Source organism: Pseudomonas sp. ML96, from assembly GCF_000761545.1.
In the GTDB taxonomy this organism is placed as follows: Bacteria; Pseudomonadota; Gammaproteobacteria; order Pseudomonadales; family Pseudomonadaceae; genus Aquipseudomonas.
Genome location: NZ_JPMY01000012.1, coordinates 66,992 through 90,676, shown reverse-complemented (window position 1 = coordinate 90,676; position 23,685 = coordinate 66,992). Strand labels below are relative to the sequence as shown.

Genomic DNA, 23,685 nt, shown 5'->3' with positions numbered 1-23,685 from the left:
GGGGGGCGGAGGGGCGCTGAGCGCACCTCTTCACGGGCTCAGCCGTTGCTGTAACGACGCACGCCGGAGTCGCCGAGGTTGAGCTGGGCGGCCACGCTGCCCTGTGCGGCGAACACCACCAGATGATCGGCGGCGATGCGAATGCCCACCTGCTGGCCCGGCTGGTGGTCGGCGTGGCTGGGGAAGATGGCTTCCAGCTGGGTGCCGGTCGGCAGTTGCAGGCGGTACAGGGTGGCGGCGCCGAGGAAGGTCTTGCCGACCACCTGGGCCTGCAGGCTGCTGTCGGCCGCCGGGACGATGTCGTCCGGGCGCAGCAGCACGTCCACCGCGCTGCCTTCCGGCCAGTGGTAGGCGCGGTTGCCACGGATCAGGCCCAGCTCGGTCTGCACCGTGTCCGGGCTCTGCAGCTGGCCACGAATGAAGTAGCCCTGGCCGACGAAGCTGGCGACGAAGGGCGTGGCCGGCTCGTGGTAGAGGTTGTAGGGGGTGTCCCACTGCTCCAGGCGGCCCTTGTTGAACACGCCGACCTGGTCGCTGACGGCGAAGGCTTCTTCCTGATCGTGGGTGACCAGGATGGCGCTGGTGCCGCGAGCCTTGAGAATGTCGCGCACCTCATGGCTGAGGCGGCGGCGCAGCTCGCCGTCGAGGTTGGAGAAGGGCTCGTCGAGCAGCAGCAGTTGCGGCTCCGGCGCCAGGGCACGGGCCAGCGAGACGCGTTGCTGCTGGCCGCCGGACAGCTCGTGCGGGTAGCGCTTGCCGAGGTTGGTTAGCTTGACCAGCTCCAGCAGCTCGGCCACCACCTTGTCGCGCTGCGGATGCTTGCGGATGCCGAAGGCCACGTTCTCGGCAACGGTCAGGTGGGGGAACAGGGCGTAGTCCTGGAACACCATGCCGATGCGGCGCTTCTCCGGTGCCAGGGTGAAGCCGGCGCGCGAGATCACTTCGCCGCCCAGCTCGATCTCGCCTTCCTGCACCGGCTCGAAACCGGCGATGGCGCGCAGGGTGGTGGTCTTGCCACAACCCGAGGGGCCGAGCAGACAGCCGATGTCGCCAGCGTTCAGGTGCAGGTTGAGGGTCTGCACGATGCGCTGCTCGCTGTAGCCGCAAGCCAGCTCGCGCAGGGACAGCAGTAGTTGGCTCATGCGGGGCGGCATCCTGGGGCGACGAGCATTTCCATCAGCGCCTTCTGCGCATGCAGGCGGTTCTCGGCCTGCTGCCAGGCCAGCGAGCGCGGATCGTCGAGCAGGTCTTCGCTGATCTCCTCGCCACGGTGGGCCGGCAGGCAGTGCAGGAAGATCACGCTTGGGTCGGCGGCATCGAGCAGGGCGCGGTTGACCTGATAGGGGGCGAACAGCTTGAGGCGCTTGGCGCTTTCCTCTTCCTGGCCCATGGAGGTCCACACGTCGGTGCTGACCAGGTGGGCGCCGGCCACGGCCTGCTTCGGATCACGCACGATCTGCGCCCGGTCGCCGGCGGCGGCGAGGAACTCGGCCTTCGGCTCGTAGCCCTCGGGGCAGGCGATGCGCAGCTGGAAGTCGAACTGCACGGCGGCTTCCAGGTAGCTGTTGCACATGTTGTTGCCGTCGCCGATCCAGGCCACGGTCTTGCCCTTGATGCTGCCGCGCGCTTCCTCGAAGGTCTGCATGTCGGCCAGCAGCTGGCAGGGGTGCAGGTCGTCGGACAGGCCGTTGATCACCGGCACCGTGCTGTTGGCGGCGAACTCGGTGAGGTTGCTGTGGGCGTAAGTACGGATCATCACCACGTCGAGCATGCTGGACATGACGATGGCGGTGTCGCCGATCGGCTCGCCGCGACCCAGCTGGGTATCGCGCGGGGAGAGGAAGATGGCCTGGCCGCCGAGCTGGATCATGCCGGCCTCGAAGGACAGGCGGGTACGGGTCGAGGCTTTCTCGAAGATCATGCCCAGCACCCGGCTCTTCAGCGGCTCGAACAGCACACCTCGATGGCGCAGGTCCTTCAGCTCGATGGCTCGACGGATCAGGCCGCTCAGTTCCTGAGGGCTGAAGTCCATCAACGAGAGAAAGTGCCTGGCGCTCATCTTGATTACTACCTTAATTCGACCACGGTCGCGGCCCGGTTTTTCCGGGGAATAGCAGCCCACACGGCGGCTGGAGCCGCTTGAGGGCGACGATTGGGGGAGGCGGGATCTTATAAGGAAATGTCGCATCCTGCCAACAGAAGGCAAGACCAGCGCGCCTTTCAGGTCGGTGATGAAATCGGTTGTACCAATTTCGTACCGTTTTGTTGCGTCTCCAGCTTCTGAAGTTCGGCCCAGTCCGATGTGGAGTTGAGCCACTTCGCGTAAGTGGAAAGCAACATTTGTACACTGTGGCCGAGTTGGTTGGCAATGAAGGCTGGGTTCATGCCGGCCATCAGGCACATCGTCGCGTAGGTGTGGCGGGTGTCGTACTGCCGCCGCTCACGCAGGCCGAGCGCCCGGCAGGCTTTGGCGAAGTACTCCCTGGGCGTGGTGCACGTCCGTATCCAGTCGCTGTCTTTGGCCAGGGTGGCCGGCGCGAACACATATGCACTCCGAGCCATGGTCAGTGGCTTGGCCTCATTCAGGGCATGCAGCGCCCTGTCATTCAGCAGCACATGCCGACTGCGCTTGGTCTTGACCCGTTCGTGGATCTTGCCCTTCACCTGCACCCGGCAGACGTGCGCGCTCCTTCCTTGAAAATCCACCTCCTCCCACCGTAGCGCCATCACCTCGCCCGGGCGCATGCCCGTGAAAAAGGCGAACTCGAAGAAGCAGGCGTAGATCCGCAGCAGCCCTGTCAGCTTCGAATACATGTGCGCGATGATCTGCTCGGCCTCCTCGCGGGTGAACGGGTCCACCACCTTCTTCGGCAGCTTCGGCCGGCTGATGGCGCTGGCCGGGTTGCGCGCAATGGTCCCGTCCTGCACTGCCTCCTTGAAGATGGTCGACAGCTTGTCGCAGGCATTACGCCGCACGCCTGGTGACGCCCAGTTCGTTTCGGCAATGACCTTGCGCACGTCCACCGCGCTGATTTCGTCCAGGCGCAGGGCCGCGAAGTGCGGCATCCAGTACCGGTTCAGCGTGCTCTTGTAGTTCAGGCGGGTGCTGCCGACGATCTCGCGGCTATCCAGCCAGACCTGGGCGTACTCCCCGAAGGTGGGGGTGCGGCGCGCCAGGCTGTAGCTGGAGGCGGGGAACAGCTCGGCGTACTTGTCGTCCGTCATGACGCCGAGCTTTACCAGCTGCTTTACCTGAGCTCGAAGACTTGAGGCCTTGGCGATCCCCGCGGCGGTCGGCGCATAGGCAAGGGTTTCGCAACGGCGATGCTTCCATGTGAAGCGGATGCGGACGGCGTTGCCGACGACTTCGACTCCTTCTGGCAGGTCCACAGACTTTCGACCCATTCGTTGTATCTCCATTTGCTGTAGGTCACCCGGCCGTCGATGAGGCACCAGACGCCGTGGGGGATGATGCCCTTCTCGCGCTTGCGCTGCAGGGCCTTTGGGGTGGTGCCGATCAGCTCGGCCAGCTTCGCCTCGAGCACCTTGTCGTGATCGTCGCCGGTGTCTGGCAGTTGCTGAGGTTTGGGCATGGCTGCTCCTCCCCGCCGGCGGCGCCGGCAGGCCGTAAAGGTGAAGGGATCAGGTGCGGGGCATGAGGTGGAACCAGCGCGGGCCTTTGCCGGCCAGGCCGGCCTTGTACTCGCGCCGCTCTTGCGCGGTGAACCAGCGCTGGCCGATGGCCGGGCACTTGGTGCACTTGATGTGGCCGGGCGTGGTAAACGCCCAGCTGTGCTGGCAGGGGGCTGGCGCTACAGCGTCCACAGCAGCAGGCTCGCAGTGGCGATGCCGGCCAGGCCGATGAGCACGTAGACCGGCGCGGCGTAGCTCTCCAGCATTGCCAGCTCTGGGTCCGCTTGCTGCATGTTGGTGGCAGGGGCTTCCGGCAGGCCCAGGTACTGGCGCCACGGCACCTTCACGCCGTCCACCAGGAAGCCCCACGTGCCGCGGTAGCGGCTGGTGATGAACAGGGTGTAGACGCCGCCCGGCGACACCTCGTCGATACGGTGGTACTCGCCGTGGCGCAGCCGCGCCGAGGTGCCGGCCTCGCGGTGGATGAGCTCGGTTACCTCAGCGCCAGGCGGTGGCGCGATGGCCTGATGCAGTGGGCTGCCGTCCTCAACCAGGCGCTGCTCGGTGTACCAGCCGTCGAGGATGATGGTGCGTGCATTCCAGGGGTGGTCGTGCAGGTCGCGGTCCTGGTCGGCGCGCATGATGTGGTGGATGCGGGCAGAGAATGGCAGCCACGGCCAACGGCTGGCGCGCGTCTCGTTGTTGTAGGGGTTGAGCAGCCACCAGCGGCCCATGTACATCTCGCCCCCGTCGGCGGACATGATGTGCTGGTAAGGGGTGCGCTTGGCGTAGGCAATGAGGAAGGCGCGCACAGGGCGGCACGCCAGCAGCCGCGCGAGCAGCTGCCAGAGCAGGTTGTTCATGAGGTCAGTCCTTCGGTTTGGGAGGCGGGGTGCAGCGCAGGCAGCGGCACTCTTCGGCCGGCTTGCGGGTGGTGCGGCAGAGGATTTTGGCGGCCATGATCAGGCTCGCTGCTCGGTAACAGCGCGATTGCGGCTGCGCTCGTAGGCCTGGAAGTCGTCGCCGTCATAGCCTGCCACGTACATTGCCAGGTTGCCGTCGCCCTTCTGGTCGACGATCTCGCCGCCGTAGCGGCAGCCTGGGAAGGTGAACTCCGCCGTCATGGTCACGTAAGGCCAGCCGCAACGAAATCTTACGAAGTGCAGGTCCGGGCGCGCCTCATGGACCTTGCGGATAAAGGCATCGCCGCGCTCGTTGGCGTCGTCGATGTCCTTCTCCTTCGCGTCCTTGCAGCTCTGGCTGCAGTACACGTCCGGCCCGTCGTACACCATCGTCAGTGGGTTGCCGTCGTCGTCTTCGGCGTCGTCGTAGTTGGTGGTCTCGCAATAGCTGCAGCGCAGCCACCAGCCTGCGTCATGAAACGCCTTGGCTGGAATGAACGGCTGGCCTGCATACTGATCCGCCCATTGCGCCCGGCGGCAGAACTCCACCGCAGAGAACTCAAGGTCCAGTTCGTTGCCGCCCGCGCGGCGAGCAGCTGCACCGCTTGTGGCGAAGACAACGACGTGGCCGCCTTCGCTGTCCTCGCCTACGTGGTAGGCCTTCAGGTCATTGCTGCTCATGGCTGCTCTCCTTCGCTCTGCTTTACCGGTGATGCAGGCAGGGGCATCCAGTGAGACGGGTCGCCGAACCAGAAGCACCAGCCCTCTGTTTGCTCGTCGATCCATTCATCTACGAGGATCTTCCCGGTGTCCTCGAAATAGATCAGGTACTCGGTACGGTGCTGGCCGTCTGGCTTCTGCTCGCTATATGGAATCCAGCCATTCCTCGCTGCTGGTTGAGGGGCGGCGGCGAGAGCATCGCGCAGGATATTCACCGAACTGCATGCACCTCGGTCGTCTCCATTACAGCGGGCCACGAAATCATCCAGCCACTCCAAGGCGTCATGCACCGCCCCGGCCGGCGCAGATTGCGGCGGGCTGGTTTGCGAAAGCTCGGCCACCAGCGCCACGGTCTTGCGGAAGCATTCAGCCGGGAACGACGTGGTGTGGGCGCAGCTGCAGAAGCCTTCTTCAGGGCCGCAGCAAGGAGTTGTCATGATTCGCCGCGCAAGTAGTCCGTGCTTTACGGCCTGCTCCTGGATAGTCGGCCCGTCTACGTCGCCACCACCCAGGGCGGCGGTGATCATGTCGTTCGCGAACACCTGTAGGGCGGCGAGGTGCTCACGGGTGACGATGGGGTTTTCAGTGGACATGACTTCTCCCTCGCCAGTGGCGTGAAAGGTTGGTTGTGGGGTATTGGTAGGTTTAATGGTCGCCAACAGCTGAAGCGACCGCAATAAATGGAGTATGAAAATATGGATGCAGTTGGAGCTGTTCGTTATTGCGAATTAATGAAAGAGGTAAAATATAGAACTCAGGTTGTGCATAGGATTTTGGTGGGGGAAGCGACCACTGGGTTCATGCAGACTAACGTTGAGGTTATTTACCTGCAGTTCCGAAAAATACTTGAGTTGATCGCTTTTGGTTCGCTAGTTGCGAGTTTGGATGCCTATGCGAAAGCCCGTGCTGACTATTCGCGTGACTGGCACGCTTCCAGGGTTCTCAAGGCAGTTGCAGCGATTCACCCTGATTTTTATCCACGCCCTGTAACTCAGCATAAAGTGCAGAATCAAAGGCACACGGCGGAGCTTCGTAAGTACGAAGGGGACTATCTGTCCAAGGATGATTTTGAAACGCTATATGATTTGTGTGGCGGATTACTGCATAGCCAGAACCCATACGGGAAGGCTCTGAAGTATGAAGTGCATCTTGACGCTGCTCAGGGGTGGGGAATGAAGATTCGAAACTTACTGAATGCCCATGAATTGAGGCTGATTAATGAAGATCAGTTCTATTTAATTCAAATGGGTTCAGCTGATGCAGGCCCAACATACAACCTCTTTCAGCGCTTCTCAGAGGATAATCAAGAACTGGAAGGGTGATTGGTGCACTATTTCTAGACCGCCCGCCGGCCGCGCATCGGGCAAGGATGACGGCCGGGCAGGGTGGCTCAGGTGGTAGCGTCCAGATAGGCGCCTATGAACTGCGTCGCCGCTTCAACGTTGAGGCCGTTTCCGTAGGCGCGCAGGCGCTCCAGGAGCGTGGGATAGCCTGCAACCAGCGGGACAGTTCCGGGTTCAAGTAGCCGACTTTCTCCGCTGGCGCCGACCACAAGCTCGGCGGCAAACAATGCATTCTGGCTGCATCCACCAGCGTGATTCCATCGTGGTGCCGACTCACAGGATTCGAGCGCTGAGCTGTTCTGTTGCGCCCTCCGCGGCTGTCGTTGACTGTTGGTGTCGGCCACGAAATACAGCCGCTGCCTGCCGTTTTCAGAGCCTGCCCCCGCAGAGCAGATATCCGCGCACCCGAAGGCGTAACCCTCACGCCCCAGGTCAGCTTGAACGAGGTCGAGCCAAGCGAGGCCAGCCTTGCTTGCAACCTGCTCACCAAAGACGAGCACAGGGCGGCGCTCGCGGATGAGCCAATGGAAGTCCGGCCAGAGGTGCCGCTTGTCATCAAACCCAGCTCCCGCGCCTGCCGTGGAGAAAGGTTGGCAAGGGCAGGAACCGGTCCAAACAGGTCGACTATCTGGCCAGCCGGCGCGGCGAAGGGCGAGGGACCAGATGCCGATCCCGGCGAAGAAATGGCATTGGGTGTATGGGCGCAGGTCATCTGGATGCACATCCTCGATCGAGCGTTCATCGACGTCGCCGGGCGCAATGTGCCCCCCCTTGATCAGGTTGCGGAGCCACTGCGCTGCATACGGGTCGATTTCGTTGTAGTAGGCGGCCATGGCTAGTCCGGCTTGTGATTAGCGGTAGGTCTGGGTAAGGCCGGCGTTCACCGGCTTGCCGCGGCGTAGCAGGGCATTCGCCAGTGCCGCCCGGTCGGCATGGCTGTGGGTAGCCTGGCCGAGCAGCCCGAAGTAGCTGTTGGCGGTGGCCAGCAGATCCTCATCTGGCGAAGTGGCCACTCGGCGTAGTGCTTCCTTCACCGTCCGTTTGCGAGTGGTACGGCGCCAGGGCCTGATGACCTGGCCGACGAAGTCGATGCCACGGTCGACCGGCTGCAAGATGGTCTTGGTCGGGTTGAGCTTGGCGCCCAGGCCGGGCAGGAAGCCTTCGATCTGCGCCAGCCAGGCGTTCAGCTGCTGCGGGGATTCGTGCAGCAGCACGAAGTCGTCCACGTACCTGATGTAGTGCTTGGCGCGCAGCTCGTGCTTGGCGAACTGGTCAAGGGCGTTCAGGTAGATGTTGGCGAAGAACTGGCTGGAGAGGTTGCCGATGGGCAGGCCCAGGTGCGCCGGCTGCGAGGTCAGGCGCTTGTGCTGCGGCACCTGGTTGAACAGCCAGCGCGGGCAGCGCGTTTCGTAGTCTTCGCGCGGGTCGTGCCAGAGCACCTGCAGGGCCAGCGCTCGCCACCAGGGTTCATCGATCAAGGCGCGCAGCTGGCGGGCCAGCACGCGTTTGTCGATCGAGACGAAGAAGTTGGCCAGGTCTGCCTTGAGGTAGAAGCAGGGGCGGCTCCAGTTCTGGGTCACGCTGCGCACCTTGGCCTCCAGCCGCTCGGCGGCGTACAGCGTGCCGCGGCCTGGGATGCAAGCGCAGCTGTCGGCGATGAACGTGGCTTCGATGCCGGCGCCGACGTGGTTGTACAGCAGGTGGTGCACGATGCGGTCGCGGAACTGGGCGGCCCATACCTCGCGCGGCTTGGGCCTGGTGATGACGAAGCAGATGGAGCGGCCCGGCCGGTAGGTGCCGGCCTGCAGCTGCTCGTACAGCTCGAGGAGGTTGGCTTCCATGTGCTGCTCGAACTCCCGCGCGCTGTTGGTGTTGCGCTTGGCGCGGCGGCAGTCGTAATAGGCCTGAACCAGCTCCTCGAAGGTGAAGGGTGCAACACTCGAATCTGCGGACGGGGCGCACGAGGCGCTCGTTGTTCTTGTCGTTGTTGTTCTGCCAGCCATTCTCGAAGTCCATGTTGAAGGCGTTGTTGGCGGAGTACTGCGACCTATCGTGCTATCTACGTCGCCCTGCCGATTGCTCAGCGGGGAAACTGCGCCAGGCCTCGCCGACCGTTCCGTCGGTGGTCCCTGTGCTGCGCATGGCGGTGGCCTTGTGGGCCAGCGGCACGACCAGATTCAGCGCACAGGCAGGAGGGCCTTGACCCTCAAGCAACGGGCGCGGTTGCGGACTTTCTCCAGGCGTTGGCTTGCTTACCGATGGATGCGGTGAGCTTCATGGCCTGGGCATGCTGCCCCTTACTGATGAGCCCCTTGTTCGTGAGGGCTCGGAGCAGGTAATTGATCATCCAGATGCTTTCGAGGAGCTCGTTGAGGTGCGGGAGCTTGTTGCGTGCCATGTTGGCGCGACCGATCAGCACCATTACCTGCAGGCTTTCGTCGCGGATCTTGGCGCCGACGATCTGCTTCAGGTCGCGCGGAATGTTCCGCACCAGGTCGAGCGTGACGCTGAGGAGTTCTTCAGCGCCCTTGTAAATCTCCAGTTCGGTATGCAGGGCCATCCTGGCCTCCTCGAAAAGCGCGGGCGCTGGCGCGCCCAGGAATGAAGTATTGAAGGATCAGAGGTACTTTCTGCGGACGGGGCGCACGAGGCGCTCGTTGCCCTTGCCGCCGTCGTACTGCCAGCCATCCTCGAAGTCCATGCCGAAGGCGAGGAGGGCGGAGGACTGCGAGCTCGACCAGTGATAGCCCTTGGTGAACAACTCGGGGACGTTCGCCTCGCACAGCTGCAGCTCGCGGCGTGCCGGCAGGTAGAAGTCCTCGTGCCCGTCGGCGGTGTAGCCGGCTGCCAGCTTGGCGGCAGGGTGGTCGTCGGCGTCTTCCAGCAGTGCATTCGTGTTGGTCAGACCATCGCTTGCGCTGGTGGCGCCTGCAACGCTGCGGCCGTAGCCACCCCATTCAGCCTTGAACTCCGCCGCAGTGCCGGCCGGCACGATCAGGTAGTAGTCCGGCGCGCCGGCGACGCCACGGATCAAGCCGGCGTTGTGGCCGCCTTCGCCTGGCCAGTACTCGCCCAGGGCAGGAATGCCGCTTTCGTTCGCCGGCGCCTGCTGCAGGTTGCTGACGTGGGCCAGTGCTACGGCGGTGAACACCTGAGTGATGGCGTGTGCCGGAATCGTCAGGGTCAGCGGGCCCTCGGTGAGGGTGATCACATCACGCTTCTTCATGTGTTGCTCCTGAGAGTAGTGCGCAGGCGGCCGGCGCTTCCCGGCGCGCTTCTGGTCTGGCCGACTTCCCGTGGCCCCGCGAATCGCCTGCGAAATCGAAAGGAATGGATCAGTGGATTACTGAATGGGGATGCTGCGGACGGGGCGCACGAGGCGCTCGTAGCTCTTGGCGCCGTAGCCCTGCCAGCCATCCTCGAAAGCCATGAGGAAGGCGTAGTCGGCGGAGTACTGCGTACTCAGCCAGTGCCAGCGGTCCTCGCGCAGGGTGACCAGGCCGGCTTGCTTGGCAACCATCAGCAGCTGTGCCTCCAGGCAGGAGGGGATGTGGCCGCCCAGCTCCAGCGCCTTCTTGGCGGCCTCGCTGCCGACCTCAGCCATGGCGCGGGTGTTGGCCTCGCCGTCCGCGTGACTGTTGGCGCCTTCGATCTCTTCGCCATAGTTGCCGTAGGCGCCGACGAACTCGTCCGGCAGCAGGATCAGTGCGCGCTCTTGGCCGTTGAGCCAGTAACGCTCGACGAAGGTGCCGCCGGCCAGGGGCTGGCCGCGAGCGGGCAGGTCGGCGGCGGCGATGGTTTGAGGTGCGGTGGTGTTGGTCATGGTGTTCTCCGGGGTGGCGTGGCGACGTTACTTCTGGCTGAGGCTGCGGTTGAACTTGGTCAGGGCGGTTCTGCTGTCGCTGACGCCGTCCTTAAAGGTGATGCCTTCGCGCTTGGCCATGGCGCGCAGTGAGCTGCGGGTGCGGCCGAACTTGTCGGCGGCCTGGTACATGTTCAGGGTCGTGGCCGCCTCACGAATGGCGGCGATCTCCGCCTTGGAGTAGGGCCGCCAGCGCATGCCCTGGAAGATGATGCTGTGGCGCTGGCCGCATGCCTTGACGGTGCTGAGGGCGTAGCCGATGTCGGCCGCCACCTCGGCTGCTGTCTTGGTCTTGGCCAGTTCGCGGATGCGCGCTACGTGGTCGTCGACCAGGCCGTCGCGCTTGGGGCGCGGGCGCTTGATGCCGACGGGGTTGCGGCGCGACTGGCGCACGGTGGGTGGCGGGTCAGTGCGGGCGGGCAGGGGCGCGGTGCGCTCGAAGCCGGGGAGGATTTGCACTGCTCCGCCGGCGGCGAGGAAGGCGGCCATCTTCTGTTGCAGCTCTGCGGCTGCCTGGATGGTCACGCCGGCACCTGCTGGGCGTTGCGGCGGGCGAGGGAGTCGGCCAGCCACTGGGCTTCGCGGATGGTGCGGCGGAAGCCGAGCACGCGGCCTGTGCCGATCTCGACGACGCGGACCATGCCTGCGCCGGCGATGACCTGGGTGTGGTAGTTGGTTGGCGCTGGCTGGGTGCGGCGCGCTTCGAATGCCAGGCGGGCCTGGCCGCTGAGGCGGAGTACTTCCGCCAGTTCCAGGATGCTTTCCTGGGCCATGGTGATCACGTTCATGGGCACCTCGGGGTGGTTGGCGTGCATAGGTCGCCGCCCTGGCCGAGTGCAGACCTTCCGCAAGGTCACCCGGTAAGGCGGCGGCGTATGGAGGCGGGAGTAGGGCGGCCCGGTGATGAGCCGGGCCAGGTGGAGCGCTTGCTAGCCGGGGAACCGCATGGGAGTGCCCGGCATCGCTCTTACGGCCAGCGTGCCGCGACCGCCTCTCGTTGGCTGGGCTACCAGCGATCCGCGAGAGGAGCGGAAGAGCATTGAATGAGTGAATTACTGGACGATGAGGCTGCGGACGGGGCGGACGAGCCGCTCGTTGCCCTTGCCGTCGTAGTACTGCCAGCCACCCTCGAAGTCCATGCTGAAGGCGCTGTAGGCGGAGTACTGCGAGCTGGTCCAGTAGAAGCGATCCTCGCGCAGGTCGGTCAGATAACCGGTCTGCTTCGCCACCATCATGACGTGCGCTTCGAAGGCGGAGGGGATGTGTGCGTCCAGCTCCAAGACCTTGGCTGCGATAGCGCTGCCAGCTTCGGCCATGGCCAGGGTGTTGCTGTAGCCGTCACCATGAGTGGTGGCGACCTGTTCGTAATCAGGTGCCCACTTGCCCTCGAACTCGGCGTCAGCGCCGAGGGCTATCAGGGCAATCTCCTTTTCGCCCTGCCAGTAGCGGGCGATCAGGGTGCCGCCGGCTAGAGGTTGGCCGAGGGCGGGGACTTCATTGCGGCGGATGGTTTGCATGGGGGATTCCTCTGTGGGCATCAGCACAACACCCGCGGCGCAGGTGCTCTGGTGATGCTCCCCTGACCTGGCCGCCCTGGGGATCGAGGCGGGGCGCTGTGCGTGCCGGGTCGTTCGCTCGGTTCGGTAACCCTCGGCAGCCGTGGGGTGTTCCCACGTGGGCAGGCTTTCGCGCCTGTCTGCTCGCCGGTCGCCGGTAGAGGCACAGCGGTCTGTTTCATCGGTTTTCTGTCCTCCCACCGATGGAGCCGGGAGTGACCTAGCCGGCTGGGCCGGGTTAGTCGGGCATGGCGCTGGTTGTTAAAGAGCGGCGGCCTTTCGGCCTGGCCGGTTGTGTGCCGGTGTAAAGCAAATATAAGCACGCTTATTCTCATGGTCAATAAGTGTGCTTATAAATCGTTTTGCGCGCTAACGGTTAGGGTATGGATTGAAGCGAGGCGGAGGAATGGAATACTGTATGGATATACAGAAAAGGGAGAGGCAGATGGCTGAGCAGAATTCCCCACAGCAATCCGAGCGCAGCGTGATGTCTGGCCAGGAGCGGCTGGCGTTGCGCATCTCGATGATGATCGGTTCGCCCCGGGCGCAGCTTGAGCGCTGGACGACGGTGCACCGGCTAGATACGGATACCGAGGAGGCGTGGGAGGGGGTGATGGAGATCCTGGCCGAGACGGACGGAATCGAGATGACCTTCAATGATGACGGGTCAGTGACGTTGCGGTGGGCGCTGGAAGGCGAGGGCGATCGGGAAGTGGAGGAGGGGGAGTTGGAGGTGCTGGAGGATGACGTAGCGTTTTGAGGTATCTGTTGGTCTAGAAAAGAAGCCCGGCTCTAGGCCGGGCTACACGCAAACTAGTGTACTAGTCGATTCTGTCCAGCCAGAGAGCATATGGTGTCAAAGTACCGAGCGTTCTCTTTGGGGCAGTCTAAATTGAAAATTTGATCGCTGTAGTCGCTAGCTAAATTGAGGTGGGAGGTAATGTCCTTTTCAACTGTCTTACGGGCGGTGTAAACGAAAAAGCTACCAGTATCCTCTCCGAGTGCTTTTCTACCTTCCATGAAAGTCATCATCTTTAATGATGTTTCTTTGAACTTTGCATTCAAGTCATTCACATTAAAGTCGATGGCTTCGGTAATGTGGAAGCGACCATTCTTAAGTAGGAAGTCCGCGTGAAAGCCACTCTTTTCATTCAGCGGGTAGTTATAAACTACTTTATGTAGACTGAGTTCATCGGTTGATTTCGCCAGAAGATTTAGCGACTCGAACTTGTCTTTCAGATGCGTAAGTATGCGGTGGGTTTTTATGCCTTTTTCTTTTGCTGCGTAAGGCTTTACTAGCATATTAAACAGCGACCGGACTCGCTGTTCGTATTGATTTGAATCGTCGATTGTAAATGTGCCTTCGTCGGATAAGAAACTGGCAAGCTTGAAGCTTTTAAGTACACTTCTTGCCGTTTCTATGTCGCTTGAGATGGCTCCAATTTCATGAAGGGCATTCTTGAGGCTTTCGATATCCTCGACGCTGGAAGTGCCATCTAGCATGCGAAGCTTTGCGGACGCGTTGAGAACATGGACATCAAGCTGGTCATGCTTAAAAACGACAAGGCCAACATTAACAATCTCGCCACGCCTTGGGTCAGGCATGTACTTAATGATTGAATATTTGAACGTGATCATTCAAATTTTCCCCTTGATTGTCGCTATTCTGTCGGTTCTAGCGCTGGACGCCCACCAGTCAATATAACTCTTTTTCTCGCTCGCTGTCATCCATGTATGAGGCATGTCTTTGATCATGTCCTCAATTTCCGATGGTGTGATAGCTAACAGATCGTCGAGGCACTTAATCGCTTCCTGGCGATCATAGTTCATTGTCAGATTGATAAGTGTAAAGGTGCTTTGCGTATTGCATCCAGGATCAAAGGCGTCGTATTTGTCGTGACCAGTTTCAAAGCATGCGCGGCTAAAATCAAAAGCTAAAGTTATAAAGCTCTGATCGTAGCTTTCTCGCCAGAGATAATTTCCCCAGTGCCGATCTACGTTGTTCACAAAAAGATCGAAGGCGTATAGCCTGCTTAGAAATACCTTAAGGTTATTAACTTTGACCTTGTACTGAAGAATGCTAATGATTTGGTTGATGTGCGCAATCTTAGCAACGCCACCTTCCCACACTGAGCCAAACCCAATGTCGCCGTCAGAAAGATTGATGAATGCCCAGCTTGGAGTTGGAATTGTTACGCGATACGCAAGCTCGTAGCATAGAAGCTCGCTTGCTGGGACTTTCCCCTTACCGTCATTGGGCTTCTTGACGGCGTAGTCTTTCCCATCGCGACCGTTAACGATAAGTTTAAGATCGGCTGAGCCTTGCGTATTGGGGTACTCAGTGAGTATGTCGACCGGAAAAATCTTTTTCTGATAGGTCAACGGCTGGATATTCGATTGTCCCTTGGTCGGTTCCGGTGATTTCGACATCCTTGACTCCTTGGTTCCACAGTTGGACAGGCAACAGGCAAAAATATTCAGAGATTAGCGCTTGAAGCCCTAGAGCTACAATTTACTTGCATTCCAAACGAGCAATACCCTGGCATGGATGGCGACCTCGTCGAGGCTCACGACGCGGTCCTTGTGTTTCGGGTTGTCCGAGATCAGCTCAATGCGTTCGGCGTCGACCTTCTGAAGGCGCTTGATGTAGAGCATGCCGTCCCAGGTGATGACGTAAACGCCGTCCCCGATGAAGTCGTTGACGCCCCGGTCGACGATGACTGGGTCCTTGTCCTGGATGGTCGGCGCCATGGACTGGCCCCAGCCGCTAATGATGGCCAGGTTGGCGGCGGAGGTGTAGTCGAGGCCCAGCTTCTCCAGCTGGGGCACGCTGACCACCACGTTGCGCATGAAGTCGGTGTAGTCGGCCGGCACCTGGCCGTGGCCCATGGAGCCGCGCACGTCGTACTGGGGAATCAGGATCTCGCCTGGCTTGACGCGGGAGCCGGAGAAGTCGGCGCTGATGACGTTGCTGCCGTGTACGGCCTCGGCCACGGTCTGCTCGACGGCCTGGGCGATCTGGTCGCGGGCTGTTGCGCTGAGGCCTTTGTGTCGGCTCAGCATGGCGAGGACCTTGTCGGCGGCGCCGCTGGTAGCAGCCGGAGAAGTCATGTACTGGCCAGCGCCACTCTCGCTTACCTGGCCAGCATCGACCATCGCACCTTCTCCGTCGGCCAGCCATTGAGGACGGACGCCGCATGCTCCGGCGATGCGTAGCAGGTGCACGCTCTGCAGGTTCTCACCGCTCTCGAGTTGCGAGATGACGGGCTGCGAGACGCCAACGTTCACGGCCAACTCTCGCTGGGTGAGGCCGGCGTGCTTCCGTGCTGCTTTTATGCGGTCTTTGAGGGTGCTCATGCCCGCCAATCTATAAGCGGCCTTATGACCTTGCAAATAAGCCTCCTTATTCTTAAAGTATAAGCAAGCTTATCGTTGAGGCTCCGCTATGACCCCCATCCAAAAGCTCGTCGATTTCTTCGGCGATCAGACCAAGACGGCCAAGGCGCTAGGCGTCTCGCAGCCGGCTGTTTCGTATTGGCTGGCCGGCACTCACACGATGCTCGCCGAAACAGCATTCAAAGCAGAGGAGCTGACCAAGGGCGCTATCACCGCCCGGGAGCTCCTCGGAATCAATTCCGCCGCATAAGGCGCAGAGGCCCCAGCTTGGGGGCTGCACAACAGCGGATGTATCAGGCGGGCCGAGTACTTCATGGCCCTCACGATAACGACAGGAGCAGAAGATGACACTGTCCAGTTCTAGACAGCGCATGACGCGCGACCAGGTGCTGGTGGCGCATGCGGCCGAGATGATCGCCCGCACCTCACTGAGCCAGGATCGGTTTGCCCAGGCCCTGGCCGGCAAGCTGCACGAGATGACGCCGAGCAAGGCTGCGGACGCGGGCGTGCCGGACTTTCAAGTGCTGGCCGCTGCCGGCGATGCTGCCCCCTTTCTGAAAGCCTCGGCCTCCTGGCTGAAGAAGGTGCAGCGGTGGCTGGCCGGTGAGGTTGATCTGCCAGCCTGGGTCGAAGAGGGCTGGGTTCAGGCGCTGGATGAGGACTACCGCGAGCGCTGCATTAACGAGCTGGCGGCACGCTATGGACTGGTCGGTGCACGCGCCCTCGGTGGCGAAGCCTGTCCGCTGACTGCATTCGGCCAGTTGGTAGTGCGACTGGGCGGCGCGGTGGAGGCGGCGGGTGCTGTGCTGGCTGACCAGAAGATCGACGCCACCGACTTGCCGCTGCTGCCTGAGGCGATTGAGCGTTTGCTGGCGGTGGAGTCCCGCGCGTGCGAGATCCGCAGGCAGATGGAGAACGTGCTGGCGCAGCATGGTCAGTCATCCGCATTGCGTGTGGTGGGGTGAGCCATGGCAGGCGACTGGATCAAGTTCGAGCTCACTACCCTCGACAAGCCAGAGGTTTGCCAGATCGCTGCGCTCGCTGACATCGACCTTGATGCCGCGGTGGGGAAGCTGTTGCGGGTGTGGGGCTGGTTCGATCAGCAGACTGAAAGCGGTAACGCTCCGAGCGTTAGCAAAACGTTGCTCGACCGCCTGGTTGGCGTTACTGGTTTCTGCGAGCACATGAAATCGGTTGGCTGGATGGATGAGTGCGAGGGCGTGATCAGCCTGCCTCATTTCGAGCGCCACAACGGCAAGACCGCGAAGAATCGGCTTCTCACAGCCAAGCGGGTTGCGAACCACAAGGCCGCTAACGCCAAGGGTAACGCTAAAGCTAACGGTGCCGGCGTTAGCGGTGCGTTACCTAGAGAAGATGTAGATGTAGATAAAGAGCAACAACAACAGGGGCAGGCGCCAGACCCTGCTCAGGCTTCCCCATCCGGACCAACCCCGGCGGTCGAGTCGTGGCAGCGATTCCCCATGAGCCCCGAGTGGAAACCCGACGACGCCAATCTGGGCACCCACCTGCAGCTGATCGGCGTGGCGGCTGAACTGATCACCCCTGAGGTGCTGGCCGAGTTCGTCTCGTACTGGCTGGCCCGCTCTGACACGGCGAACAACCAGGCCGTGTGGTGCCGGGAGCTGGTGATGTCCGCCAAGCGCCGCTCGGTGAGGGCGGCTGCCAAGCCTGCCGGCCAGCCGCCAGCCGCCGGTGCCCGCACGAGTCAGCACACCAACCTGAACAACCAGAACCCTACCGAAGGCCTGGAGGCCAATAGCGATGGAACCTACGCGCTCTAACCATGCTGCCTCGGTTGGTGCCAGCCTGGCCCGCCTGCAGCAATCCGCCGGGATCACCGGTACCGCGCCAGCGAAGTGCCAGGATCACGGCGATTACATTGCGAACACCCTTGCCGATGGCGGGCATACGAGTTGCCCGACGTGCGCGCAGCAGCGGCTGGCCGTGGCTGAGGCCGAGGAGCGCGTGGAGCAGCAGCGGCAGGCCATCGCCGCCAAGCTCGAGCGGCAGCTGGGCCAGGCGCTGATTCCGGTGCGCTTTACGACCAAGACCTTCGAGAACTACCGCACTGAGAACGACCGCCAGCAGGTGGCGCTGAGTGCGTGCCAGGGCTACGCGGCGAACTTCACGGAGCATGCCGCTGACGGCCGATGCCTGCTGTTGCTCGGCCATGTTGGCAACGGGAAGACGCACATGGCCGCAGCAGTGGCTGGGGTGGTGGTGCGGGAGCATCGCCGCAACGTGATGTACACGACCGTTGCCCGGGTTTGCCAGCAGGTGAAGGCGAGCTACGGGAAGGAGGCGGAGCAGTCCGAACGGGAGGCGATGGACCTGTTCCGCGCGCCGGACCTGCTGATTCTGGACGAGGTGGGGGCGAGCTACGGGACCGACTTCGAGCGGATGGTGATGTTCGAGGTGATCAACGCTCGCTACGAGGACGTGAAGCCGACCATCGTGATTTCCAACCTGGCCGCGCCGGCTCTGGTCGGCGCCCTGGGCGATCGGACTGTGGACCGGCTGCGCGAGGGTGGGGGCATCGTTGTGAAGTTCGACTGGGATAGCGCCCGTCGGGAGGTGGACCGTGGCTGACCTTCGCCAGGCGGTGTTGATGAACGACATGCAGTTGGTCGAGACGGTGGCCAAGGAGGCCGGCGTAGTAGGGCGGTACGACCTGAGCGGCCGGTTTGCCGTGGAGTCTGGCTGGGGTGGCCGTGACTGGTTCTCGCCGCTGGACGATGACGCGGACTGCTTCCTGCTGGCGACGCGGTTCCATGGCCTGCAGTTGGACCAGATCGTGGCCAAGGCGCATGCGACGTTCGAGCAGCTCGACCTAGTGCGCCGGTATGTGCGGCGCAACGTGGTGCTGGCCGTGGCGCAGTTGGCGCTGATGAGCCAGGAGGAGAAGTACGCGTATGGCTGGTGAGCGCAGCCGCCGAGCTGGCGTGCAGCTGCGCACGGTGGCCCAGGTGATGGCCTGGTGGGGCGACCGATTGGAGGCGAACCGCTCGGTGAGCGCCAGCTACAAGGCGACGATGCTGAGCCTGGCGCGCCGGCAGGTGGTGCCGAGGCTGGGCAAGGTGACGCTGAAGCAGTTGGACCGCGCCACGGTGGACGACTCGCTAGTGTGGCCGATGCAGGCTGAGGGGCTGTCGCCGCACACCGCGCACAAGGCGCTGCAGGGCTTGCTGGCTTCGCTGGATCTAGCGGCCAAGCAGAAGCGCGTCGAGCGCAATCCGCTGGCCGGGGTCAGCTTCAAGGACTTCTGGTCCGGCAAGCTGCAGCCGAAGGCCGCTGGGCTGCTGCCGGTGGCGGTGCCTGAGCTGCTGCCGAAGCTGTGCGGGGCCTTCGAGCGGCAGCCGGTGGTGGGGATGTTGGCCCTGACCATGCTGGCGAACGCCACGCGTATCGGTGAGACCTGCATGGCCAGGCGGCAGCACATCAGCCTGATCGACCGGGTGTGGATCTTCCCGGCGCAGAACACGAAGACCCGCGAGGAGCTGGTGGTGCCGATCACCGAGCAGATGTGCGCGCTGCTGACACGTTACTGGCAGGCGCTGCCGGCGGCTCGCCAGGGCAGCCCATGGGTGTTCCCTGGCGTGAACGGCCGGCCGCTGAGCGCCAAGCAGGCGAGTGCGCTGATCAAAGAACTGAGCGGCGGGGAGTGGACGAGCCACGACCTGCGCAAGCTGGCGCGCACGGTGTGGACGGACATTGGCATCGATTACCTGGTGGGCGAGCTGCTGCTGAACCACTCGGTGGGCACGCTGGCGAAGACCTACATCCGCACGACCGCTGACCAGCTGCGGCGGCAGGCGCTGGAGCAGTGGCATGCCTGGCTGGATGTGCGCGGCTTCGCTGTTGCACATGGCCTGAAAAGCGAACAAACCGGAATTTCCACAGATGACGACTAGCCCAGCGATGGCGCGGGCTGTAGGCATTTCTGGGATTTCTACCAGAGGAAGATCAGGAAAAGGCGGGGAGGGGTGAAATGAAGAAGCGGACGTATGCAGGAAAGGCGCTGGGTGACACCGAATGGCTGCTCGAGCAGTGGGGCTGGTGGCGCATGGATGGGATGGGCGTGCCGCGATATGTGTCGCCGGCCTATGTGCTGATCCGGGACAACACGAACTGCATGGGGGGCATCAAGAGCTATGCGATCGTCGATGACGTAGCGCTGGCGGTGGATGCCGCGGTGGCCAGGTTGTCGGCTCGCGATGTGCAGATGGGCACTTTCGTGTGGTTGTACTTCGGTGCGAAGTGGCCGGCCCTTCGGATCGGTCGCGAGAGCGGCTTGAGCGAGGCGAAGGCGCGGGAGCTGATCAAGGCTGGAGTGGCCTGGATCGATGGGGCGATGGAGAAATTTCGAGAGGCTGCATAAAAGTCTTTCCGCGCGGATAAACACCTGCTTTTATGTCAGCGTGTCTTGCTCTCCAGCGAGTGACACAGCATCCAAAAGCCCTGGCCAAGTGCCGGGGCTTTTTCGTTCTTGCTCCGCGCAGTCCTCCCCAGGCTGCGCCCTCTGCCCCTTGCAACGGGGGCGTTTTCTTCGAGAACCGATCGATGTCAGAGAAAGACCCGAACATGTGGGCCGCGCTCTGGCAGGCGGTCGAACAGTCTGCCGCCTGGCAAGGGGCAATCATGGCCAGCATCATCGCGTTCCTGCGCGTCCTCTACGATGGGAAGGAGACCCGCTGGACTCGCATTGGTCTGGAATCACTCATCTGCGGCGCCCTGTCACTGTGTGCCTCGAGCGGACTCAGCTTCTTCGGTGCTCCGGAGAGCCTGAGCGTCACCGTTGGCGGCTCGATCGGCTTCCTCGGCGTGACGACCATTCGAGAGTTCCTGGTGCGCTGGGCTGGTAAGCGCGTGGATGGCTGAGCGGGCCCATGATCAAGGTGTCATTCACGGGGCTGCGAGAGCGCCTGCAGACCCTTGATCGGCTCGAGCGCGAACAGCTGCCATTCGCTGCAGCTCTCGCCCTGACCCGCACCGCCCAGGTTGTGGCCGATGACCTGCGCCGCGAGATGCAGGTGGTGTTCGATCGACCGACCCCGGCCACGCTGAACAGCCTGTTCATTCAGCCAGCCACGAAGCAGCGCATGGAGGCGCGGGTCTGGATCAAGGACGGCAGCAGCCCAGGCCCTGGTGGCCGGTCTGTTGGTGGCAATGGTGCATGGGGCAAGGGCAGGGCTGCCATCAAGTGGCTCACGCCTGAAGTGTTCGGCGGGCCCCGCGATGACAAGGGAGTGGAGCGCCTGCTCCGCCGCCGTGGTGTGCTGGCTCAGGGTCAGTACGTTGTGCCCGGGGAGAAGATGCCCCTGGACCAGTACGGCAACGTCAGCCGAGGCGCGCTCAACAAGATCCTGTCCGGGGCCAACCTGTTCACCCAGGAGGGCTACAGCGCCAACGCCACAGGCAGCAAGCGCAGTCGGGCCAAGGGTAACGCCAAGCGTTACTTCGTCATGCACGACAGCAACCGCAAGCCCTTCGCCATTGCCGAGCGCACTGGCTCTGGTAGGTCAGGGCTGCGCGTGGTCTTGGCCTTCACCAAGAGGCCGAGCTACAGCAAGGCGCTCGACTGGTATGCCATCGCAGAGCGCTCAGCTGATCAGAATCTACCTATCGAGTTCGAGAAGGCGATGGCTCAGGCGCTGGCGACTAGCAGGCGTCGATAGGCCCGGCCTATGGCTCTGGGTCCTCCCGGTGGGGGTGCCCTATGAGGGTAATTCGAGCCCCGCCATTCCACTACGTATGAGGTTTTTCGGGAGGTTGGTTGTTGTTTAGTCATGAGCAAGCACGAAACAACCAGGCAGCCGGGATGGTTGAACAAGTCCGAGATGGCCAAGAGCCTCGGAATTTCCCCGCAAGCCTTTGATAAGTGGGGCGTTGAGCCGATAGGCCGTGCCGGTAGAGAGGCCTTCTATCGGGTGCAGGATGTGGTGCAGAACCGCCTCGAGCATGCCCAGCGGAAACAACAACCTGACGACCCAGACGGCGCAGGTTCCGATCGCAAGGTCGAATCAGAACTGCTCCGGGAGCGCCTGCGGCTGACGACGGCCCAGGCTGACGCCGTGGAGCAGAAGAATCGGGTCAACGAGAAAGTCCTCGTGCCGGTGTCATTTGCCACCTATGCGCTAGAGAAGATCGCCGCCCAGATCGGCTCGAAACTGGAGACCGTTGGGAAGACCGTGAGCCGGCGGCACCCGGAGATAGATCCGCTGCTGCTGGAGACCATGGAGAGAGAGATCGCCCTGGCGCGGAACATTGCCTCGAAGTTCGGCGACCACCTCCCGGAATACCTCGATGAGTATCTCGCAACCCTGGATCCGTGACCTCGAGAAGGCGGTCACCCTGGGCTTGCAGTCGCTCCACAAGGAGCCGCCGATGACGGCGGTCGAGTGGGCAGACGAACATTTCTACATGTCGTCCGAGTCCTCCTACCACGAGGGCAAGTGGACGACTGACCCGTTCCAGGTCGCCATCCTCAATGCGATGGGCAATGACCTGATCAGCGTCGTGAACTTCGTGAAGTCGGCGCGCATCGGTTACACCAAGCTGCTGATGGCCAACATCGGCTACAAGCTGCAGCACAAGCGCCGCAACATTGTCATGTGGAGCCCCACCGATGGGGACTCCGAGGGAATCAGCAAGCGCCACGTCGATGGCTTGATTCGCGACGTGCCGGTGATCAAGGAGCTTGCGCCCTGGTTTGAGAAGAAGCACCGCGACAACACCCTGGCGCAGAAGGTCTTCGCTAACCGCAAGAGCCTCTGGATTCGCGGCGGTAAGGCCTCGGGGAACTACCGCGAGCTGTCGGCGGACGAGGCGATCTACGACGAGCTGTCGAACTTCGACCCGGACATCGGTGGCGAGGGCGATGCGGTTACCCTCGGTGACAAGCGCCTCGACGGTGCGACTTATCCGAAGTCCATCCGTGGCTCCACGCCGAAAAAGGCTGGCAGCTGCCAGGTCACCAAGGCTGCTGAAGAGTCGCCAGTCCGGCTGCGCTTCTATATCGCCTGCCCGCATTGTCAGCACGAGCAAACGCTCAAGTTCGGCGGGAAGGACTGCGGGTACGGCTTGAAGTGGGAGAAGGACTCTCTCGGCCAGGCCACAAATGCCTGGTACGACTGCGAATGCTGCGCCAAGAGCTTCTATCACCAGGACATGGTTGTGGCTTCGAAGGTTGGGCGCTGGATCTGCGATGCGACCGGCATCTGGACGCGGGACTCGATGGATTGGTTTGACGCTGACGGCGAGCCGATTAGGACGCCGCGCTCCATCGCGTTCTTCTGCTGGGCCATCTACAGCACCTGGAGCACCTGGCTCAAGATTGCCACCGAGTGGCTCAAGATCAAGGGTGACCGCGAGAAGCTGATCACCTTCACCAACACCACGCTCGGCGAGACCTGGGAGGAAATCCAGGACAAGGTCGACTGGGAGTCCATGTACGGCCGCCGCGAAGTCTGGGCCGGGCAGGTTCCAGGGCGTGCGGTGGCTCTGACCGGCGGCATCGACACGCAGGACGACCGTCTCGAAGGCCGTGTCTGGGCGTGGGCGCCTGGTGAAGAAGCATGGCTTGTCTACCGCTTCATCCTGATGGGGGACCCTGCCAGCGAAGAGCTGCAGCGCAAGGCCGGCCTGGAACTGCATCGACAGTTCACCCGCGCTGACGGCCTTGTGATGAAAGTCGACCGGTGGTGCTGGGACTCCGGCGGCCACTACACCGACGAGGTGTATGCCGCGAGCCGCAAGCATGGCGTGCTTTGGGTGATACCGACCAAGGGCGCCAACGTGTATGGCAAGCCGGTGGCGAGCATGCCCCGGACGAAGAGTGCCAAGAGCAAGGTCTACCTGACTGAAATCGGCACCGACAACGCCAAGGAGCTGATCTACAGCCGCTACAAGCTGGGCGTAGACACGGCCAAGTCGCAGGCCGGCGAGTCCCAGCCAGGCGTCGTGCATCTCCCGGCGAACGATGACATCTGTGACGAGAGCGAGGTGCGCCAACTCACTGCCGAGACCAAGGTCCCGCGCGTGGTCGGCGGCACACGGATCTTCCGCTGGGAAGCCGGCGGTCGCCGCAACGAGGCGCTCGACTGCTTCGTCGGCGCGCTTGCCGCTCTGCGCATCAGCCAGCAGCGCTTCGGTCTGGACCTGGATGTGCTGGCCGCTGAGCCACAACCTGGTGGCGACTCCGCCACCAACTCCGAAAACCGCCCGCGGGCCAAGTCGAAATACTGGAAGTAACG

Annotated in this window: 31 protein-coding genes and 1 pseudogene; 13 read left to right on the top strand and 19 right to left on the bottom strand. The window is 62.5% G+C overall.

The genetic code is table 11. The annotated features are described in order from the left end of the window. Nucleotides 1-38 precede the first annotated feature (38 nt). The 8 genes and pseudogenes from IP89_RS10010 to IP89_RS22750 all read right to left on the bottom strand — a co-directional run bounded on the left by IP89_RS10010 (nt 39) and on the right by IP89_RS22750 (nt 5,848). A complete protein-coding gene (locus tag IP89_RS10010) occupies nt 39-1,142 on the bottom strand; it encodes an ABC transporter ATP-binding protein (RefSeq protein ID WP_043309328.1) in 1,104 nt (367 codons plus the stop codon). Continuing rightward, nucleotides 1,139-2,059 (bottom strand): ornithine carbamoyltransferase, encoded by a 921-nt coding sequence (argF, locus tag IP89_RS10005; RefSeq protein WP_043309327.1) that lies wholly within the window; start codon nt 2,057-2,059, stop codon nt 1,139-1,141. Before argF ends, IP89_RS10010 begins: the two co-directional genes overlap by 4 nt. 161 nt (nt 2,060-2,220) lie before the next feature. Then, entirely contained in the window at nt 2,221-3,345 is a 1,125-nt protein-coding gene (locus IP89_RS10000) for a site-specific integrase (RefSeq protein ID WP_256203131.1), read from the bottom strand. Further along, nucleotides 3,249-3,593 (bottom strand): hypothetical protein, encoded by a 345-nt coding sequence (locus IP89_RS23710; protein ID WP_256203128.1) that lies wholly within the window; start codon nt 3,591-3,593, stop codon nt 3,249-3,251. The genes IP89_RS10000 and IP89_RS23710 overlap by 97 nt, the downstream gene beginning before the upstream one ends. Before the next feature lie 49 nt (nt 3,594-3,642). Next, nucleotides 3,643-3,825, bottom strand: coding sequence for a hypothetical protein (locus tag IP89_RS09995; protein ID WP_043309325.1), 183 nt, complete (start codon nt 3,823-3,825; stop codon nt 3,643-3,645). Nucleotides 3,826-3,950: 125 nt separating this feature from the next. After that, a pseudogene (locus tag IP89_RS09990) lies at nt 3,951-4,496 on the bottom strand (hypothetical protein); the annotation flags it as partial. 99 nt (nt 4,497-4,595) lie between these two features. Continuing rightward, nucleotides 4,596-5,216: a hypothetical protein gene (locus IP89_RS09985; protein WP_043309324.1), complete on the bottom strand. Its 621-nt coding sequence runs from the start codon at nt 5,214-5,216 to the stop codon at nt 4,596-4,598. Next, nucleotides 5,213-5,848, bottom strand: coding sequence for a hypothetical protein (locus IP89_RS22750; RefSeq protein ID WP_052081025.1), 636 nt, complete (start codon nt 5,846-5,848; stop codon nt 5,213-5,215). The genes IP89_RS09985 and IP89_RS22750 overlap by 4 nt, the downstream gene beginning before the upstream one ends. 102 nt (nt 5,849-5,950) lie before the next feature. Here IP89_RS22750 and IP89_RS09975 point away from each other — a divergent pair, with 102 nt between their 5' ends. Further along, a complete protein-coding gene (locus IP89_RS09975) occupies nt 5,951-6,577 on the top strand; it encodes a hypothetical protein (protein ID WP_156115020.1) in 627 nt (208 codons plus the stop codon). Nucleotides 6,578-6,645: 68 nt separating this feature from the next. Here IP89_RS09975 and IP89_RS09970 read toward each other — a convergent pair whose 3' ends face one another. The 8 genes from IP89_RS09970 to IP89_RS09935 form a co-directional block, all read right to left on the bottom strand. Beyond that, nucleotides 6,646-7,431, bottom strand: a complete 786-nt coding sequence (locus IP89_RS09970) for a DNA cytosine methyltransferase (RefSeq protein WP_043309323.1) — start codon at nt 7,429-7,431, stop codon at nt 6,646-6,648. Between the two features lie 18 nt (nt 7,432-7,449). Continuing rightward, nucleotides 7,450-8,601 (bottom strand): RNA-directed DNA polymerase, encoded by a 1,152-nt coding sequence (locus IP89_RS09965; RefSeq protein ID WP_081963216.1) that lies wholly within the window; start codon nt 8,599-8,601, stop codon nt 7,450-7,452. A gap of 203 nt (nt 8,602-8,804) precedes the next feature. Next, a complete protein-coding gene (locus tag IP89_RS09960; RefSeq protein WP_043309322.1) occupies nt 8,805-9,158 on the bottom strand; it encodes a four helix bundle protein in 354 nt (117 codons plus the stop codon). Nucleotides 9,159-9,215: 57 nt separating this feature from the next. Beyond that, nucleotides 9,216-9,824, bottom strand: a complete 609-nt coding sequence (locus IP89_RS09955; protein ID WP_043309321.1) for a hypothetical protein — start codon at nt 9,822-9,824, stop codon at nt 9,216-9,218. Nucleotides 9,825-9,941: 117 nt separating this feature from the next. Next, nucleotides 9,942-10,421: a DUF1566 domain-containing protein gene (locus IP89_RS09950; protein ID WP_043309319.1), complete on the bottom strand. Its 480-nt coding sequence runs from the start codon at nt 10,419-10,421 to the stop codon at nt 9,942-9,944. A 27-nt stretch (nt 10,422-10,448) separates the two neighbouring features. Beyond that, a complete protein-coding gene (locus IP89_RS09945) occupies nt 10,449-10,985 on the bottom strand; it encodes a hypothetical protein (protein ID WP_043309316.1) in 537 nt (178 codons plus the stop codon). Next, nucleotides 10,982-11,275, bottom strand: coding sequence for a hypothetical protein (locus IP89_RS09940; protein WP_043309314.1), 294 nt, complete (start codon nt 11,273-11,275; stop codon nt 10,982-10,984). Before IP89_RS09940 ends, IP89_RS09945 begins: the two co-directional genes overlap by 4 nt. 237 nt (nt 11,276-11,512) lie before the next feature. After that, on the bottom strand, nt 11,513-11,977 hold the full coding sequence (locus tag IP89_RS09935) for a DUF1566 domain-containing protein (protein ID WP_043309313.1): 465 nt from the start codon (nt 11,975-11,977) through the stop codon (nt 11,513-11,515). A gap of 484 nt (nt 11,978-12,461) precedes the next feature. On the opposite strand from IP89_RS09935, the gene IP89_RS09930 reads away from it, so the two are divergent. After that, a complete protein-coding gene (locus tag IP89_RS09930) occupies nt 12,462-12,776 on the top strand; it encodes a DUF1654 domain-containing protein (RefSeq protein WP_043309476.1) in 315 nt (104 codons plus the stop codon). Between the two features lie 53 nt (nt 12,777-12,829). On the opposite strand, the gene IP89_RS09925 is transcribed toward IP89_RS09930, so the two are convergent. From IP89_RS09925 to IP89_RS09915, 3 genes are all read right to left on the bottom strand, one after another. Then, nucleotides 12,830-13,654 (bottom strand): DUF3037 domain-containing protein, encoded by an 825-nt coding sequence (locus tag IP89_RS09925; protein WP_043309312.1) that lies wholly within the window; start codon nt 13,652-13,654, stop codon nt 12,830-12,832. Continuing rightward, nucleotides 13,655-14,446 carry a HipA family kinase gene (locus IP89_RS09920; RefSeq protein ID WP_043309310.1) on the bottom strand — a complete coding sequence of 264 codons (792 nt, stop codon included), beginning with the start codon at nt 14,444-14,446 and terminating at the stop codon, nt 13,655-13,657. It abuts the gene before it with no gap. 75 nt (nt 14,447-14,521) lie between these two features. Beyond that, nucleotides 14,522-15,373 carry an XRE family transcriptional regulator gene (locus IP89_RS09915; protein ID WP_043309309.1) on the bottom strand — a complete coding sequence of 284 codons (852 nt, stop codon included), beginning with the start codon at nt 15,371-15,373 and terminating at the stop codon, nt 14,522-14,524. An 88-nt stretch (nt 15,374-15,461) separates the two neighbouring features. Here IP89_RS09915 and IP89_RS09910 point away from each other — a divergent pair, with 88 nt between their 5' ends. The 11 genes from IP89_RS09910 to IP89_RS09860 all read left to right on the top strand — a co-directional run bounded on the left by IP89_RS09910 (nt 15,462) and on the right by IP89_RS09860 (nt 23,683). Next, nucleotides 15,462-15,662: a Cro/CI family transcriptional regulator gene (locus IP89_RS09910; protein WP_043309306.1), complete on the top strand. Its 201-nt coding sequence runs from the start codon at nt 15,462-15,464 to the stop codon at nt 15,660-15,662. A gap of 94 nt (nt 15,663-15,756) precedes the next feature. Then, nucleotides 15,757-16,377: a hypothetical protein gene (locus IP89_RS09905; RefSeq protein ID WP_043309305.1), complete on the top strand. Its 621-nt coding sequence runs from the start codon at nt 15,757-15,759 to the stop codon at nt 16,375-16,377. A gap of 3 nt (nt 16,378-16,380) precedes the next feature. Continuing rightward, nucleotides 16,381-17,214: a DnaT-like ssDNA-binding domain-containing protein gene (locus IP89_RS23510; protein ID WP_177326862.1), complete on the top strand. Its 834-nt coding sequence runs from the start codon at nt 16,381-16,383 to the stop codon at nt 17,212-17,214. Then, nucleotides 17,195-18,022 carry an ATP-binding protein gene (locus IP89_RS09895; protein ID WP_043309304.1) on the top strand — a complete coding sequence of 276 codons (828 nt, stop codon included), beginning with the start codon at nt 17,195-17,197 and terminating at the stop codon, nt 18,020-18,022. Before IP89_RS23510 ends, IP89_RS09895 begins: the two co-directional genes overlap by 20 nt. Then, complete coding sequence (locus IP89_RS09890) at nt 18,015-18,356, top strand: hypothetical protein (protein ID WP_043309303.1); 342 nt, start codon at nt 18,015-18,017, stop codon at nt 18,354-18,356. Before IP89_RS09895 ends, IP89_RS09890 begins: the two co-directional genes overlap by 8 nt. Then, nucleotides 18,346-19,344, top strand: coding sequence for a site-specific integrase (locus IP89_RS09885; RefSeq protein ID WP_052081023.1), 999 nt, complete (start codon nt 18,346-18,348; stop codon nt 19,342-19,344). The genes IP89_RS09890 and IP89_RS09885 overlap by 11 nt, the downstream gene beginning before the upstream one ends. A gap of 77 nt (nt 19,345-19,421) precedes the next feature. Further along, entirely contained in the window at nt 19,422-19,811 is a 390-nt protein-coding gene (locus IP89_RS09880) for a hypothetical protein (protein ID WP_043309302.1), read from the top strand. A gap of 182 nt (nt 19,812-19,993) precedes the next feature. Further along, nucleotides 19,994-20,311, top strand: coding sequence for a phage holin, lambda family (locus IP89_RS09875; protein ID WP_043309301.1), 318 nt, complete (start codon nt 19,994-19,996; stop codon nt 20,309-20,311). A gap of 8 nt (nt 20,312-20,319) precedes the next feature. Further along, on the top strand, nt 20,320-21,108 hold the full coding sequence (locus tag IP89_RS09870) for a hypothetical protein (protein WP_043309300.1): 789 nt from the start codon (nt 20,320-20,322) through the stop codon (nt 21,106-21,108). Between the two features lie 111 nt (nt 21,109-21,219). Next, a complete protein-coding gene (locus IP89_RS09865; protein ID WP_043309298.1) occupies nt 21,220-21,765 on the top strand; it encodes a terminase small subunit in 546 nt (181 codons plus the stop codon). Further along, complete coding sequence (locus IP89_RS09860) at nt 21,737-23,683, top strand: phage terminase large subunit family protein (RefSeq protein WP_043309297.1); 1,947 nt, start codon at nt 21,737-21,739, stop codon at nt 23,681-23,683. Before IP89_RS09865 ends, IP89_RS09860 begins: the two co-directional genes overlap by 29 nt. Nucleotides 23,684-23,685: the final 2 nt, after the last annotated feature.